Raw genomic sequence first — 17,063 nt, 5'->3', positions numbered from 1 at the left:
CCTCGGCCCCTATTTCGGCTTGCCGGTGACCAGCCCGACCTGAGCCAGCTCCAGCCGGCGCAGCAGGTCCAGCACGTCCACCACTTTCTGGTACTGCACGGTGGAATCGCCGCGCACGATCACCGGAAAGTCGGGATTCAGCGCCTTCTCCGTGCGCAGCCGGTCTTCCAGCTCGGGTAGGGTCACCGGGTAGGCGTCCAGGAACACCTGGCCGGCGTCGTTGACCGAAATGGCCTTGGTCTTGGGCTGCGACAGGGCGATGGACGAGCTGGCCTTGGGCAGGTTGACCTTGATGCCGGCAATCTGCGCCGTGGCGGTCAGGATGAACATGACCAGTACGACCATCAGCACGTCGACCAGCGGGGTGATGTTGATGCCGTCCACGGGCGCGTCGTCGTCATCGTCCTGGGAGGCGGATACGGAAGCCATGGGGTCGTCTCCTTATGCTTCGGCGGCGGCCGGCTGCGGGTCGCGCACGGCCGCGCGGGTGGCGGCGGACGCGAGTACGGCGCTGTGATGGGCGGCTTCCTGGTCCCGGCTTTCGCCATGCACTTCAGCCAGCCGCGTCACGAACTCGTCGACGAACACGCGCATGTCGGCACTGACTTCCTTGTTGCGCGAGACCAGCCGGTTGTAGCCAAACAGCGCCGGGATGGCAACGAACAGACCCATGGCGGTGGCCAGCAGCGCGGCGGCCATACCCGGGGCGATGGCATTGATGTTGACGTCGCCGGCCATGGCGGTGCCCAGGAACACCACCATGATCCCCAGCACCGTGCCCAGCAGGCCGATGTACGGGCCGCCGGCGATGGCGTTCGAGAGCGAGCCGAGCCTGGCACCCAGCAACTGGTTTTCCTTGGTGCGCACTGCGTCCATGGAGGCGCGGATGGCTTCGATGGTGGCGGCCGAGATCGAGCGCGTGTCGGCGCCCTGCGCGCGGCGGGTGCGGATTTCATTAACCGCCACGCGGTACAGACGCCACAGCGAAGCGTGCTCCAGGCGCCGCGCCAGGGCGGCATCGTCGGCCAGCAGCTCCAGGCGCTGGCCGACGGTGGCGAAGGATTCGCGGAAGGCTTCGTTGGCGCGCGCCACACGGGCCACGTTGCGGCTTTTCTTGATCATGATGACCCACGACTGCACCATCATCAGCACCAGGATGGCGATGATGATCCAGGCGTCGACCGGCACCGCCTTGAGCAGGAAGCCCAGGCCGCCGAAGCCGAAGCCCGACTGTTCCTCGTCGTTGCCATAGACCACCAAACGCGATTCGGCGCCCTGCGAGATCGCGTCGGCCAGGATCAGCGCGGCGGGACGGGCGATGCGCGACAGGCGCACTTCGTCGATGGCGCCGACAAACGGCGCATAGACGCGCGGCGCGGCGGCGGCGGCCGCTTCCAGCGGCTCGGCACCGGCTTCGACGGCGGCGGATGCGGCGGGCGCAACCGCCACGGCCGGCGCCGGCACGTCCCCCCCCAGGGCGGCGGGGGTATTCAGCGGCGGCAGGCTGGCGGTCAACGAAGACGTCGCGCGGCCATTCACATACAGCGTGACTAGGCTGCCATCGGCCGTCACGGCCAGGTGCTGCCAGGCGGCCGGCGTGAGCGACTGGCCGGGCTGGCTGCGCTGGCCGTTCACTTCGACGAAGGGCACGCCCTGGTTGATTCCGATCAGCAGCGCATTGCCGGCGTCACGGCGGGCATACACCAGTTGCTCGCCGGCTGGCTGGTCGGCGCGCACCCAGGCGCTGAAGGTGAAGGCGCCCGCGGCCGGCACGGCCAGCGAAGGGCTGGCGGGCAGCATCAGCGGCGCGCCACCGGCGAATTGCGCGGCGCGGCCAATGACACCATCGATAGCGCCAGCCATCGGCGTCTGGGCGTTGTTGCTGTTGCCGGTGGTATCGCGCGGCGGGACGCCGGCGGCGCCGTCGAAGTGGTAGACCAGCGTGTAGTTGGGATCGAATGTCAGTTGACCATTGGCGGATGCCGGCGCCTTTTGGTTGCCGTAGTACATCCAGATGTCCTGGCGCTGGCCATCGGCCAGTGCCGGCAGATCGACCCAGACTAGCGCCATGCCCAGCAGCGGGTCGAAAGCTTCCAACTGGTGGTTCAACACGGTCTGGTCGTCGCCCGTCACGAAGCGGATGTCGGCGCCCTTCTCGTTGATACCGTCGAAGGTGAAATTGCCGGTGTGCAGACGCACCAGCAGCGGCGCGCGGCCGGCCGCGGCGCCCAACGGCGCTCCCTGCGGCGTACTGTCGACGGTGATCTGCTTGCGGTACTGCCAGTCGGGCTGCCACCAGGCGTTGGCGGCGGACGGCAGCACGCCGGCCAGCACGGTCAGTAGGAGCATCAATAAGCGTTGCATGGTCAGGACTCCGGGATAAATACGGTTGCGCGCGTGCTCAGAAATTGGCACGGACGCTGAAGTTCAATCGGGGATCGTGTTTCTTGGTGCTGGGGCCGTCCTTGAGCGGATAGCCCCAGTCCAGCGAGCCGGACAACCAGTCCAGCACCTGCAGGCGCGTGCCCAGGCCGACGCTGGCCAGCGAATAGCTTGCGTCCTGTTCGGGCAGCGGATCGCGCAGGCGCAGCGTGGCGGCATCGGCAAAGGCGTAGAAGCGCCATTCGTTGACGTTGCTGCCGAGCCAGCGCGCCAGCGACGGCGTGCGCCACTCGACCGAGCCGAGCAAACCATCGTCGCCGGTGCGCTCGGCGGCCAGATAGCCGCGCACGCTGGTGCTGCCGCCGGCGGAGAATTGCTCGTTCGAGACCAGCGCGCCCGAGGCCAACTGGAAGCCGGCGCGCAGGCCTAGCTGCCAATCGCCGAACAGGTTCTGGGTATGGGTGCCGTCGCCGCGCAGCAGCGCGAAGCTGGGGCTGGCGCGGTAGCGCTTGTCGTCGAACTCTTTCCAGTCGCTGCCCAGGCCGAAAAAAGAACGGCTGGCGCCGACGAGCGACAGGCCGATGCTGCTCTGCGACGACTCGGAATAGCGGTAGCCGTTGTACGAGAACGTGAACGGCACGTACTTGAGCGGGATAAGGTCCTCGCTGCCGCCAAAGCGCGTGGTCTCGTCGAACTTCTTGTAGTCCAGGCCGAACGACAGCGAGTTGTACCAATCGCCCTGCGGCGCCAGGGTGTAGATGGCGCTCATGCCGAACGAATAACCCTTGCCCAACACGTTGGTGCCGCCGATGGTGGCGACGTTGCTGTCGCTCTTGTAGCCGGTGAACTGCAGGCTCCATTGGTGGTCCAGCGGCATCGAGTACGAGCCGGACCAGACCTTGGCGTTGTCGGTTTCCTGCGGCGCGGTGAAGAAGGTCAGGCTGACCGAATGGCCCAGTTGCCAGAGGTTGTCATAGCCCAGCGACGCCGTGCCGCGCAGGCGCGTGGTGTCGGCGCTGTAGTCGTTGTTCAGGCCCAGGCTGGCGTGCCACGGGTTCTTGTCCTCGACCTTGAGGTCGACGTCCATGGTGCCGGGAATGCGGCCTTCCTTGACCAGCGGAACCACCTGGCGGCTGGCGCCCTTGTTCAGGTTGGTCAGTTCGGCCTGCGCCTGGTTGAAGTTGGGCACCTCGCCTTCCTGCAACGCCGGCACTTCATCGCGGATGGCCAGCGGCGAATAGTGCTTGGCGCCCACCACCCGCACGCGGCCCACCTTGGTTTCCGCGACCTGCAGGAACACGATGCCGTCGGCTACCTGCTGCTCGGGCAGGTCGACGTACACGGACTGATAGCCACGCTCCTGGTAGATGGTCTGCAAGGCTTCGCGCGCGGCCTCGATGTCGGCCAGCGTGCGGTCCGGCCCCAGGTAGGGATAGACGGCCTTCTCAATGTCGCGGGCGTCCAGCACGGTGTTGCCGCGCACGATGTATTCGTTGACGTTGACGCGGCGCGCCTCCTGCGCGGCCGCCGCCGGCTGCGCCCAGGCCACGTTCGCGGCCAACGCCAGCACCACCGCTGCCGGCGCGCTGCGCATCATGGCGCGCAGCGCGCCGCCCCTGCTCTCGAAATCATGCATAGCGATGCACTCAGTTCCTTGTGTGATGGCCGGTCTGGCACCGGCCGCTACCGTGCAGCGCGCTTGCGACAATCCGGTTACCGCTTTCTGCCCGCATACCCGCGTCTACAGCTTCTGCTTGTTACTAGACGTTCCCGGACGGCGCGGACTGCGCGTTGTAAGAAAAATTTCATGAAACAGCGCGGGCCCCGAGAGAAGGTGCGCGTCAAAGAATCAGGGCCCGGCAAATGCCGGGCCCCGCGGGCTTTTTCACACTCCGTTTTCATGACGGCGGCATGACAGCCGGCCAGTCTTTTCCGCGCCGGTTGCAACCCATCGCGCATCAACCGCCACTGTCCGCACCCTGCACCTGCACCACACCGTCAGGACGGTAGGACGGCACGGCCTCGCGCGGTTGCGGCGCCACGCCGGCCCCGGCCAGCGGTTCCGCGCCATAGCCCAGGATCTGCACGCTGATGACGGACGGCTGGTTCTGGCGCGCCTGCTGGCGGGCACGCTGCGCCGAGTCCTGCGCCGCGCCGGACGCGGCCGAGGAAGCCGCGCTGGCCGACGATAGCGCGCCGGTGTTGACCACCGCCGTCACCGGGATGCCCTTGCTGTCGCCCTGCACCTGGATGTTGGCGGCATTGACCACGTGCAGCGCCGCCACGTTGACGTTGCCCGACACGCGGATGCCGGCCTCGCCCGCGTCGATAGTGCCCAGCGGCGCGACCAGGTCGACGTCGCCCGCCGGCACTTCGGCGATCGGCGCCAGCGTGGCGATGCCGGCGCCGGTGGACGGCGCCGTCGGCGCCAGGGTGACGTTGCCCAGGGCGTCGTAGACGCGCTTGGGCGGCGTGTACAACACGGTGGTCTTGGCGCCGCGGCCGGCGTTGATGTCGCCCTCGGCCGACCACGCCTGAATGTGGCCGCCAAAGGTGGTCATGATGCGGCTCTGCCCCAGCAGCACGCTGCCCAGCGCGTACAGCTGGATGTCGCCCTGCCCCTGCGTCACCACGCCCGCCGTCGCCGGCGGCGCCGCGCCTTCGATGCCCAGCACCTGCTGCCCGCCCGGCGTCAGCACCTGGATGTCGCCGCCGAACTGCGTGCGCAGGCCGGCGCCGCCATACATGGTGAAGTCGCCCTGGTACAAGCGCTGCGCGCCTTCGGCATCGGTCCGCGGGAACAGCGCCGCGATGGCGCGGCGGCCGCGCAGATAGCTGCCGCTGCGCGGACCGTCCTGATCGGTGTACTCGCGGCCGCCCTTGCGCAGTTCGGCGAAGTACAACTGGCGCGCGTAGATGCCCTGCTGTTCGGACGCCAGGGCGTCCAGGGCGGCGCGCGCGCCGTCCTCGCCGCCGTCGTAGCCTTGATGCGCGCGCAGCCAGTTGACCAGGTGCAACTCGCTTTCCTGGCGATAGTCCTGCATCAGGTCGCGGCGCTTGCGCGACGGATCGGCCGCCACCTCGGCATCCAGTTGCGCCTGGCGCTGCGCCAGTTCGGCCGGCGCGCCGGCCTCGTCGCCCTGGTAGCCATACACCTGGCGCAGCCAGCCGGCCAGCGACAGTTCGCCGGCATAGGACTGCACCACGCGGTCCGGATTGGCGCCCAGCGTCTGGCCGGCGGCCAGCGCCCGCGCCGGGTCCAGGTAGCGCGCCAGCAGGCCGGCGTAGTCCGGCCCCTGCGGGCCGACGCCCGCCAGCACCGCGATATCGGCGCCGGGACGCGCGTCGCCGCGCACGATGGCGCCGATGCTGACGATGCTGGCCACGTCGTCCTGGCGAATGTTGCGGCCCGCCTGCACCAGCAGCGTGCCGGGGCCCGCCACCTTCAGGTCTGCCCGCACGATGTCACGGCCAGCACTCACCTGCGACAGATCGTTGGCATTGCTGTGCAGCCCCAGCGCGCTCATCCCCAAGATGTCGCGTCCCGCCCGCACCGAGACCGGCAATGCGGCCTCGTACCAGGTCAGCACGGTGCGCCTCCGCCCCTGCAAGGCATCCTCCATGATCCGCGTTTCGGCGCCGGCGCGCAGGCCGACGATATCGCCATCCACGGCATGGAAACGCGCCAGTCCCGTTCCGCCTTGGCGCGGCGAGGCATCCAATGGCGTATTGGGACCGAACGTGAACAGCGGTTTGGGCGAGTTCTGCCAGACCTTGTTGCCCTCGACCGTGGCATTGAAGATGGTCTGGTCGTTGTTCTCGCCCGCATTGACGGCCATGAAGCCGGGGCGCCACGGCGTCGGCAGCGGCGCGTCCGCACCGGAGATCGACACCGCGTGAGCGCCTGCGGCGAAGATCGAGCCGCTGGCCAGCATCGACAATTCACCGCTGGATGACGGCGCCAGCAACAGCACGTGGTTGACGTCGTCCGCCTCGCGCGTAGTGGTGGCCAGGATGATGTCCCCGCCGGCCGCCGTCACGCCCAGCCTGGCGGGGTAGACGTAGCTGATCTGCCGCCGCGCGCCGGTCCGGGTCGAGTCTTCGGTCAGCAGGTCCGTGCCCGGCTTGTAGGTATTGTTAGTGGTCAACGGCGTCACGTTGCCGCCGGCCGAGAACAGATCGATGGCCGTGGCCGGCGTCCACAGCGTGAACCAGCTTTCGGCGCCGCCGCCCTTGGACAGGCTGCCCTGGGTGTAGGGGCTGGTGTTGATCTGGCGCACGCGGCCCGGGTCCGGCGCATCGGCCAGCACCAGGTCGCCGCGCGTATCCAGCGAGGCCACCGCATCGCCCAGCAGCAGGCGCGGCCCGCCCATGGGCCGGCCGCCGGCGACCGCATACAGGTCGGTGGCCCGCAACTGCGCGCCATCGCCATGGAGCAGCGAGATGCCGCCGACGCGGCCCGCCGTCAAGGCCAGTTGCCCGCGCAGGTTGACCAGCAGCCCATTGAGGTCGACGTCTTCGAAGTTGCCGGCATAGTTGTTGCCCACGCCGGAGCGGCCATCGGATTGCTGCATCGCGCGCAGATTGGGGTTGAATGCGCCGCCGACCCGCAGGTCCATGTCGCCGCCGCCGGTCAGCACCAGGTCGCCATCCACCACCCGGCCGGTGCCGGCCACCACGGCCACCACGGCCTGGGAACGGCCCGATGCCATATTGTTGTTGAGCAACGCGTCGCCGCGCGCATCGCGCACGCCGGCATCGCGTCCGGCGCTGATGCTCAGATTGCCGCCGCCCAGGGTGCCGAAGCCGGTGAAACCCACGACCCGCGGCTGCTGGCTGTTGGTCGTGGCATTGGCCGCGTACGTGCCGAAGTTGATCCACCAGCTCGACGCGATATCGGTCACGCCCGGCATGCCCACGCTGCCCTGGCGCCACAGCCAGTTGCTGAGCGCGGCGCTGGGGTATTTGGTGTATTCGACATCCTGGGTGCCATAGCGCTGGGCGTTCATGGAATTCGCGCTCCATGCATCGCCGTAGATGTCGCGGCCCGCCGCCACGGTCAGGTTGCCGCCCTGGTCCGGGTACCAGGCGCGATAGGCGGCCAGTGCCGCGTCGTACTTGCCGTCGTGCTGGATGGAGCCCAGCACGGCGTCGTCATCGGTGGCGCCGCGCGGCAGGTTGAAGCGCGCGTCCAGCGCCGCCCCCAGCGACGATGGCGCGCCGGCCGTGTACACGCCGTAGACCGATGCCATGCCGACGTCGCGCCCGGCCAGCAGCGACAGGTCGCCGTTGCCCGTGCGCAGCACGCTGAACAGCGGCGCGCGGTCAGCGTAGCGGTAGTCGCGCGTAACGGTGGTCTCGGTGCGGCCGCCGCCTGCGCAGTAGCTGGCGTCAAAGCACACCTCGTTCTCATCCATGAACCACTCTTGCGCCAGTTTCCTGACGGAGTAGCCGACGTAGGCGGCATCGCCGAAGTACAACATCGCCCCCTCGAGCGTCAGCGTGCGCGAGGCCGCTTCGCAGTAGCCCGTGCCGTTGCAGAAGTCGTCTTCGGTCATGAAGAAACTTTCGGCAATGGCCTTGGGCGAGGTTCCCAGCAGGGACGGGTCCAATCCCAACTCGTCGATGGCGAGCTGCGTCAGCCCGCGGTCGCCGATGAAGACATTGGTGACGGTCTTGGTGCCGAAGCCCAGCCGGCCGTAGTGCGTGTCGGCCAGGATGATGTCGCCCTGCCCGTCGGCCCGGCGCGCGGCCATGTCGGCCGCCGTCAGGTCGGCGCCCGCCACCGCCATCAGGCTCCAGGCGCTGGCGCCCTCGCCCAGCATCGGCGCCAGGGCCCAGTTGCGGCCCTGCCGGCCGTCCGGGCCGACGGGACGCAGGTTGATGGGTTGATGGCCCGGCAGTTCGATGAAAGTCTGCGACGGGATCAAAGAACCGCGCGCCAGGTCCAGGCGCGCGCTGGCCTTGAGCGCCGCCGGCAGCGGCACGCCCTTGGGCCAGGTGAAGGCCTGCAGCGCCGCCTCGTTGCGCAGCGTGAAGCCCACGCCCAGGCGGGCGCCCGCGCCCAACGCCAGCGCCTCTTGCAGCACCGAGCCGGCGCGCAGCACGCGGCCGTCGGCCAGCGTCAGGTCGCCGGTCAGCACCAGGCCGGCGGGCAGCGCCAGCGGGCCGTTCAGCGTCGCCGCCATCGGCAGCACGGTGCCGGCCGGCAGCGTGGCGGCCTGCGCCGGCAGGTCGTAATTGAGCGCGCGGCCGGCCGGGAACACCGTGCCCGTTTCCAGCTGAACGCCATCGATGGGCACCACCAGGTCTTCGCCAAACGGCGTCTGGCCATTGCCCAGGAAACGCCCTTCGACCAGCTTCCAGCCGCTGTCGTCGAGGGTCTCGGGCGGCGGCGCGAAGCCGTCGTTGATGCTGCCGTGGATGGCCAGGTCGCCGCCGGCGCGCAACACCAGCTTGCCGGGCTCGCCGTAGCCGCGCAGCGCGGCCACCGCGCGGTTGGCGTTGGGGCCGTAGCGATAATTCGACAAGTCGATATCGCCCGACACCGTCAGGTTGCCATCGGGCGTGGCGCTGACGATCTCGACGCCGGGGCGCAGGTGGTACGGGCCCAGGGCCGCCAGGCGGGCAGTCAGCGCGCCATTGCCGAGCGCGGCGTTCATGTAGGCCACGCTCTCGCCGTCGATGCCGTCCAGGTAAGCCTGCGTGATCAGCTGCGGCGTCTTGCCGCTGACGTCCGGCTTGGGCGCCAGCGGCGCATCGTCGTAGCGGCGGAAGGCATTCACGGCCACGGTCTTGGCGCCCAGGATCTGCGGCGTGCCAGTGATGCTGATGGCCACGTCGTTAGCGCCGTCGCCGGAACCGGGAAGCGCGCCGCGCCCGGCGCCGCCGCCCTGGCGGCGGGCGTTCAGGTCGAGCGTGCCGAGCTGGCGGCCGCCCAGGCGGCTGGCATCGTCGGTGCCGGCGCGCAGATCGAAGCGCGCGCCAGCGTCCAGCGCCAGCGTGCCGTCGCGCGAGGTCAGTTCGATGATGGCGCGGTTGGCGGCGTCGATGACCTTGCCGTAGCTATCCAGGCGCAGGCGCGCGCCATGCGTGTCCAGCAGGCCGTTGATGCGCAGGTCGTCGCGCGCCGCCAGGCGGATGCTGCCAACCTGGCGGCCGCTGGCGTCGATGCGGCCATTGACCGTCAGGCTGCCGCCGTCGACGCTGATCTCGACCACGCGCGCGCGCACCTCGTCGCCCACCACCAGGTCGCCTTGCTTGAGCTGGAAGCGACGCGCGCCGGTGACGCCGCCCTGGTTCAGCCGTTGATTCAGGCCCGCGAAATCCGCCAGCGTCTGCGCGCGCAGGGTGATCTCGGCGCCGTCATAGGGCACTCGCGTGCCGCCGGCGTCATACTCGCCGCTGGCCCCGCCCAGCAGCGTGCCATCGAGCGCCACGCGGCCGCCCGCCGCGCCCAGCGCCACGGCCTGCATGCGGCCGCCGCGCTGGTTGCGCGCCGACAGGTCGATGACCGACCCGGCAGCCTGGACGATGTTGCCGGCCACACTGTTCAGTTCGAGATCGCCGCCCCAGCTGTAGCGCACCGCGTCGTAGGCCGTGAAGGCGCGGCCCGACAGGTCGATGCGCGCACCGGCCCCCAGGGTGATGTCGTCGTCGGCCTTGACGCTCAGCTTGCCCGACGGCAGCGCCACGGTCGAGTCCAGCGTCACGCGCCGCGCCTTCAGGTCGAGCGTGGCGCCCAGCACGTCGCGCGCCGGCGCCGCGGCGCCGGTACCCGTCAACGCCAGCGCGCCGCCCGCCCGCAACGCCAGCGTCGCGCCGGCCTCGGCGGTCAGCAGCGGCGTGCGCAGCGACAGGTCGCCGCCTTGGTAGCGCCAGCCTTCGCCGGCCACGTAGCCGTCCTGCTTGTGATAGACGTGCAGGCTGCCGCTCGCCGTGCCCGTTATCATGCGGGCGGCTTCCAGGTTGACCGACGCGAAGCCCAGCGCCAGCCGGTTGGCCGGCACCAGCGTGGCCGGCACCGTGTAGGGCGCGTGTTCGAAGCGGATGACGTCGGCCGCGATGGTCAGGCTGCCGTCACCCAGGCGGTCCAGCACCGCGCCGCCCGGCGCGGCGGGGGTATCGTAGCCCAGCGGCACATTGCCGCCCTGATTGGCCATGACCGCGCCCGCCCAGATCACTTCCGGCGCACTGATGCGCGCCGTGTCGCCGGCCGCGCCGTAGCCATACACGGCCGGCGCGCCCAGCACCAGGCGCTGCAAGGCCGAGGGACCGGCCGCGGCGCGGGTGTCCAGCGTCACCGCGCCATAGACGTTGATGGACTCGGCGGCATTGAGGATCAGGCTCTCCAGCGCGGGCGCGCCCAGCGCCGTATTGCCGCGTAGCAATTGCGCCAAGGCATCCTGGTCCAGCGCCAGTCCCGGCGGCAATTGTCCCGCCGCCGCGGCCTGGGCCAGCGCCTGCGGCGAGCCCAGGTTCAGGCCGGACACGCTCAGCATCAGGTTGCGCGTGCCGTATTCCACGTTGTCGCGCAGCGTGAAGGCGCCGTTGGTGGCGGCGCCGATGGTGCCTTCGGACACCAGGCGCGTGACGCCTGCGCAAACGCCCGCGCAGGCGCCCACGTCGATGGCCACGCGTCCGCCTTCCGACGATCGCATGTTGACCAGGCCGTTCGACAGGATCAGCGCGCCGCCGGTCGAGGCACTGTAGTAATAGCCGCCACGCGCATCGCGCGGCGCCGCGCCCAAGCCGATGGTGGACAGGACGGCCCCCTGCTCCACGGTGATGCCGCCGTTGTCGGGCGCGACCAGCACGATCTCCGGGGCGTGCAGACGCGCGCCGCCGCGCACCAGCACCCGCTGGCTCTCGCCGCCCAGGCTGATCAGGCCGAGCGAATCGGCGCTGGTCGAGGCGCCAAAGGCACCGCCCAGCACCATGGCGGCGGGGCGCAACGCATTGAGCGCGTCGGCGGAGACGGCCGCGGCGGCGCCGGCCAGGGCGGGCGTCTGGCCCGGCCCCAGGATTTCCAGGCCGCCTCCCCGCACGTCCACGGCCAGGGTGCCGCCCGCGCCGGCGCTGCCCGGCGCCGCGCCGAAACGCGCCACGCCGTCGAACGACAGGGCCGGCGCGCCCTCGCGCCCCGCGCCCGGCGTCAGCTTCAGACGCAGCATGCCGGCATCGGCCAGCAGCATCGGCAAGGGCGTGCCGGTGCGCACCGCGTTCGCCACCAGGAAGGCGTTGTACGAGGTCTCGTTGTATTGCGCATGGCGGCGCACCACGTCGCCCGGGGTCAGCAGCAACTGGCTGGCCGGGACCGAACCGGCGTTGGCGCCCGGCGTCGTCATCTGGCCCGTCGTCACCCACGACCCGCCGCGGGTGCGCGCGGCCTGCGCGGCATCGAACACGCCCGGCGCGCCAGCCTCGACGCGGAACGCGCCCGGCAACAGGGCGAAATTGGCCGGCAGCAGCGTGTAGGTGCCGGCCGGCAGCCCCGGCACGCCCGCGCTGATGGTGACGCGCTGCCCGTAGGCGGGCGTGGCGGCATCCTTGGTCGCCGGCGCATAGTCGCCGTTGAACCCGGGCACGATAGCGTAGACGGCATTGCCGGACTTGCTGAAGCCGAAGCCGGGGTTGGCATCGGCCATGGCGTACTTGAGCACGTCCACCGAGCCGCCGCGCCCGCGCACGAACGCGGCGCCGGTCAGCTCGCCGCCGCCGGACAGGTCCAGCAACGAGCCGGCCTCGGCCACGATGGTTTTCGCGTTGATCTGGATCATGCGGGTGGGGCCGCCGGCGATGTCATTGCCGCCCACGCCGCCGGCCCGGATCTCCTGCCCGCCATACAGATACTTGATGCCGTCGGTGGTGCCGCCATAGGGCATCAGCAAGCCCTGGCCGCTGATCGAGGTGACGCTGCCGGCCAGGAAGCGCACGCTCGACGGCTTGCCCTGGGGACCGTCGAAGATGATCGAGCCCAGCGGCGCCCGCAGCACCCCGCCCTGGATGATGTTGGGTCCGGACAGCGTCATCGAGCCAAAGGCGGAATACGGCATGGCGGGCAGATCGCCCGCGGCGCGCTGGATGGTGAGCACCGCGTCCGGATTGCTCACCAGGCCAGTCGAGAGGTAGTACTCGCCCGCGGCAAGGATGCCGCCGCCGCCGAGGATCGGATAGATCTGGGCGGCCGTGATGGTCAGGCGGTTGGGCGCGGCCATCCGCGTGGCGCTGTTGGCGTCCTGGCCCATGGAAAACCTCGCCAGGCGCAGGTCGCCGCGCAGGTTCACCTGGACATCGTCGAAACTGCTCAGGTCGCGCCGGCCGCGCAGGTCCATCATGTCGGCGTCCAGCACCAGGCGATGCCCGCGCTTGAGCCAGGTCGGCTCAACCAGCGGCACCTGCGCCACGCTGTCGGCCCCCAACGGCGGTTCGTACGTCGCGGTGTTCAGGAAAATGCGCGGCGCCGACAGACGCACCAGGCTGCCGGCCGGCGCATCCGGGCTCAGCATCAGCGCGCCCGACAGGCGCAGGCTCTGCGGCATGGCCAGCGTCAGGCCGCTGTCGGCCCGCATCGAGGCGAACAGCGCCAGGTTGCCGAAGCCGCCGGCCTCGACGCGGTCCACGCCCAGGCGGCCGACGCCATAGCGCAGGTTCCCGCCGAGTTCGCCTGGACGCAGATCGTCCGACAGCAACGAGTCGCCCTGGCGCTGCGCCAGCGTCAACACCCGTGGCGTCAGCACCTCGGCCTCGGCCAGGCTTCGCAGATAGAAGGCGGGCGCCAGCGCCACGCCCAGGGTGCCTCCCACCGCGCCCGCTCCGCCCGCCGCGGCGCGCAGGTCGCCGTCCAGGTGCAGGCTGTTGGCCGACGCCAGCACGATGCTGCCGCCGTTGTAGGCCAGCAGCGTTGCGCCGCGCCCGGGCAGGTCCACCAGCGCCTGCGATCCGGATGCGTCCAGCAGCGAGCCGGGACGCAGGATCAGGTGCCGGTCCATCGGCCGGCGCAGCGCATGCGCGTCGGCCTCCCAGTCCAGCGCGCCGCCGATCTCGATATTGCCGCCGGCCCGCGCCACGCCGTAGCGTCGGCCGTCGGTGGCCAGCGCGACGTGGCTGTCGCCGGCCACGTCCAGCACCGCGCGCTCGCCGATCCACACCGAACGGCCGTTGGCCTTGGGGGTGTAGTTCTGCTGCGAATTCACCCGCGTATCCAGGATCGAGATCAGGCCGCCCGGCGCCACCAGGCGCCCCAGCACGGTGATCTGGTCGCCGCCGACAAGGCGGATCGACTGGCCCGGATCCACCGCGACCCGCGCGCCCTCGCCGATCTCGAGCACGCCGCCCAGGGCGGCGCGGTCCGAGCGCAGCGTCAGGCTGGCGCCGCCGCGCTGGCTCAGCTTGGCGCGCTTGGGGTCTTCCGTGTAGAGCGGCGGCGCCCACAGCGCCAGGGCCTCGGCCGGGTCGGCGCCCGACACCGGCAGGGCGCCGGCTTCGCGCCGCATGCGCCATACCGGCATGGCGACGGAGATGTCGGCGCCCTCGGCGACCCGCAGGCCGCCATGGCCGTTGATGTCATAGCTGGCGAAGCCGGCCTGGAACAAGGACGGATCCAGCCGCACGGCATCGGCCGCCAGGCCGTCGGCCGGGCCGCCCAGCACAACGGTGCCGCCGCTGGCGAGGCTGAAGGCCCCGCCGCCGCTCATGCCGTAGCCGCGCACCGCGCCGGCCAGCGACACCTTGCCGCCCGACTCGGCCTGCGTGCTGACCGCGTTGGCTTCCAGCGTCACACTGCCGCCGCGTCCGCCCTGCACCGCGCCGCTGGTCAGCAGCGCCGCCCCCGACGACACATCGATGAGGCTGCCCGCCGCCAGCGCCACATCGCCGCTGCCGCGCAGCGACACGCGGCCGCCATCGATGACGGCCAAGCCGCGTTGCGCGGCCGGATCCTGTTTGAGGTTGCTCCACACGCCGCGCGTATCGAGCACGACCCCGCCCGCCACGCGCAGCGCGGCCTTGGCGCCGGCCGCCGGCGCCAGTGCGACGTCTTCGACGCGGCCGGCCTCGCCAGGCTGGCGCAGCACATTGCCGGCCTGGATCAGGCCGCCGCGGCTGACCAGGTCGGCGTTGATGTCGACGGTAGGCGCGTACAGGGTGATCTCGCCGCCCTCGGCGCTGCGCAGGGTGGCGTCCACGCTGATGCCACGGCCGGCGGCGATGCGGATGGCGCCCAGACCGAAGCCGTTCAGCCGGTCGGCATCCAGGAACAGCTTGCCTTTCAGGTCGGCGGGCAGCGCATCGGCCAGGTCCAGGCCGGCGGAACGGCCCGCCAGGTCTTTGCCCACCGCCACCTCGGCGGCCGTGCCGGTGGCGCCCAGTTGGTAGCGCAGGAAATTGCCGGCGGTGTCGTAGTACGGCTTGTAGCTGCCCACCACGAACTGCGCCGCGCGCGCCGCGTTGCGGTGCGACTGGCTGTAGCCGTCCTGGCCGGCCACCGGCGCGCGCGTCTGGCGGTCGCCCTGGTAGGTGTCGCTGATCAGGTCGCCATCCAGCACCGCGTTGCGGGTCGAGACCACCAGCGTGCCGGCGTCGCGGCCCACGGTGTAGCCCGACTCGTAACGCGTCGGCGGCGCGAGCAGCGGGTTGTAGAAGCGCCGCGTGGCGTTCTCGCCCCAGCGTCGCGACACGGACTCGTAGCCCCGGTACAGGCCACTGTAGAGCAGGTCGCCCGGCGCGCGGTCGGCCAGGTACAGGCGGCCGTCCTCGCCGCGCAACCAGCTCTGGCGAATCTGGCCGCTCTGCACGTCGAGCGTGCCGCCCGACAGATTGATGGCCGAGCCGGCCTGCGTGACCACCTCGGCGCCATCGAAGCGCACCACCCCGCCCTGCGCCAGCCAGTGGCTCACCGGCACGCCCAGCGTGCCCAGGTAGCCGCCCACTTCCAGTAGCCCGCCGGCCGTGTACCAGCGGTCGGTGTCGTTGCCGCCGCTGCCGGCGGCCAGGCGCACCAGGTCGCGGCGGTCGAGCCACACCTCGCTGTTGTTCAGCAGCTTGCTGTCGCGGTTGACGGGGGCGTCGCGCTGTTCGTTGCCCTGCAGGTTGATCTTGAGGTTGTTGGACTCCATCGACACGATCACGCCGACCGCGCCGCCCACGTCGATGCGCGCGCCGTCGCGCACCAGCGCGCGCCCATCGGCCTTGACCGCCACCTGGCCGCCGGTGGCCAGCGACAGCGAGCCACCCTGAAAATCCACCGTGCCCTGGCTGCTGATGCGCAGCAGCGACAGGTCGCGGCGGAATTCGTCGCCGGGGACCAGCGCGGTATTGCCGCTCACGGCCGGTTGCAGCAGGCTGCCGCGCTGGCCGTCCAGCGCGGTCGCCAGGCCGGCGTCCACCAGGATGGCGCTGACGGCGCGCTCGGCCAGCGTCACGGCGGCCCCGTTGCCGCGCGCGTCCAAATGGATGGTGCCGCGCGCGTCGACCGAAGTGGTCGACACCACCACGCCGGCCTGCTCCACGCGCTGGGCGGTAAGGGTGACGTCGCCTTGCGGCGCCTGGATGAGGCCGGTGTTGCGCGCCAGCCCGGCGCCGGCCACCTGCACCTCGTTGCCGCGGGTGGTAGACGCGATGTTGCTGTCCGATCCCTGGCCGCGGCGGATGATGAAATTGTCGCCGGCAGCCAGCAGCGCCTGGCCCTGCGGCGTGCTGATCTCGCCGGCATTGAGCACGTCCTTGCCCGCCAGCAGCACGTAGCCGCCGCCGCGCGTGGCGCTGCCGGGCGCGGCGGTGGCCAGGCGCGCGCCGGGCTGCACCTCGATCTTGCCGAGCGCGTCCTGGAAAGTGGCGATCTTCCCGTCGGCGTCGGCGTAGATGCCGCGCTCGCGGAACTGCGCATCGCTCATGGTGGCGGCCGCGACCACCAGGTTGCGCGCGTTCACCTGGCTGGTGCCGCTGAAGATCACCCCGTTCTGGTTCACCACCAGCACCGTGCCGTCGGCCTGGATCGCGCCCTGGATCTGGCTGGGCCGGGCCGATGCGCCCACCACCCGGTTCAGCACCGCGTCGTCGGCCTTCTGCTGGAACCGCAGCGTGGTGTTGCGGCCCACGTTGAACGTGTCCCAGTTCAGAATCGCCCGCGACTGCGTCTGCTCGATCGTCACCAGCTGACGCCCGCCCTCGGTGCCGGTGCGCGGCTTGTTGGCGCCCTCCCACTTGGCCTGCGCGCCCTCGGCGATCCACAGCCCGCCCTGCGCCAATCCGTCCGGCAGGGCGGTGCCGTTGGCCGCCGCGGCCGCTCGCGCCGCCGCCTGCGCCGCCTGCTGCGCGGCCACCGCCGCCGCAGTGCGGTTCAGGTTGTCCAGCGAGCGTTGCAGTTGCTGGCGCGATTGCGCCTGCTTGCGGGCGCTATTGCCGATTCCCGCCAGGCTGCCGTCGGGCATGCGGCCGGTTCGTTGCGCGGTGGACTGCACCGCGTTCTTGTCGGCGAACCAGCCCGGGCTGAAGGCGCGCGCCTGGGCCTGCGCTGCGCCGCTCCAGCCGCCCGAGATCAGCAGCAGCGCCAACGCCTGGGCGACCGGCGCCAGACGCCAGGCGGGACGGCGCGAGCGACACGGGAAACTGCGGGAGACAAGAGCGTGATTACGGCTGGGCATGACGGCTTTTCCTTGGTGGAATCGGATCTGGCATCTGCA

Annotated in this window: 4 protein-coding genes; all 4 read right to left on the bottom strand. The window is 70.9% G+C overall.

All coding sequences use genetic code 11. The features are described 5' to 3' along the window. Positions 1–9: 9 nt before the first annotated feature. The gene (locus K2W61_RS17840; protein ID WP_175132619.1) at positions 10–429 is read right to left on the bottom strand and encodes an ExbD/TolR family protein; all 420 of its coding nucleotides are present in this window, start codon (positions 427–429) and stop codon (positions 10–12) included. Positions 430–441: 12 nt separating this feature from the next. After that, on the bottom strand, positions 442–2,364 hold the full coding sequence (locus tag K2W61_RS17835) for a DUF2341 domain-containing protein (RefSeq protein ID WP_236756224.1): 1,923 nt from the start codon (positions 2,362–2,364) through the stop codon (positions 442–444). A 37-nt stretch (positions 2,365–2,401) separates the two neighbouring features. Further along, positions 2,402–4,018, bottom strand: coding sequence for a ShlB/FhaC/HecB family hemolysin secretion/activation protein (locus tag K2W61_RS17830; protein WP_175132621.1), 1,617 nt, complete (start codon positions 4,016–4,018; stop codon positions 2,402–2,404). 322 nt (positions 4,019–4,340) lie between these two features. Beyond that, positions 4,341–17,024 (bottom strand): filamentous haemagglutinin family protein, encoded by a 12,684-nt coding sequence (locus K2W61_RS17825; protein ID WP_236756222.1) that lies wholly within the window; start codon positions 17,022–17,024, stop codon positions 4,341–4,343. Between the last annotated feature and the right edge of the window lie 39 nt (positions 17,025–17,063).

It is taken from the genome of Achromobacter pulmonis (genome assembly GCF_021733725.1).
GTDB lineage: Bacteria > Pseudomonadota > Gammaproteobacteria > Burkholderiales > Burkholderiaceae_B > Achromobacter > Achromobacter pulmonis.
Note: the sequence above shows the minus strand (reverse complement) of the source record. Positions and strands in the feature narration are given on the sequence as shown.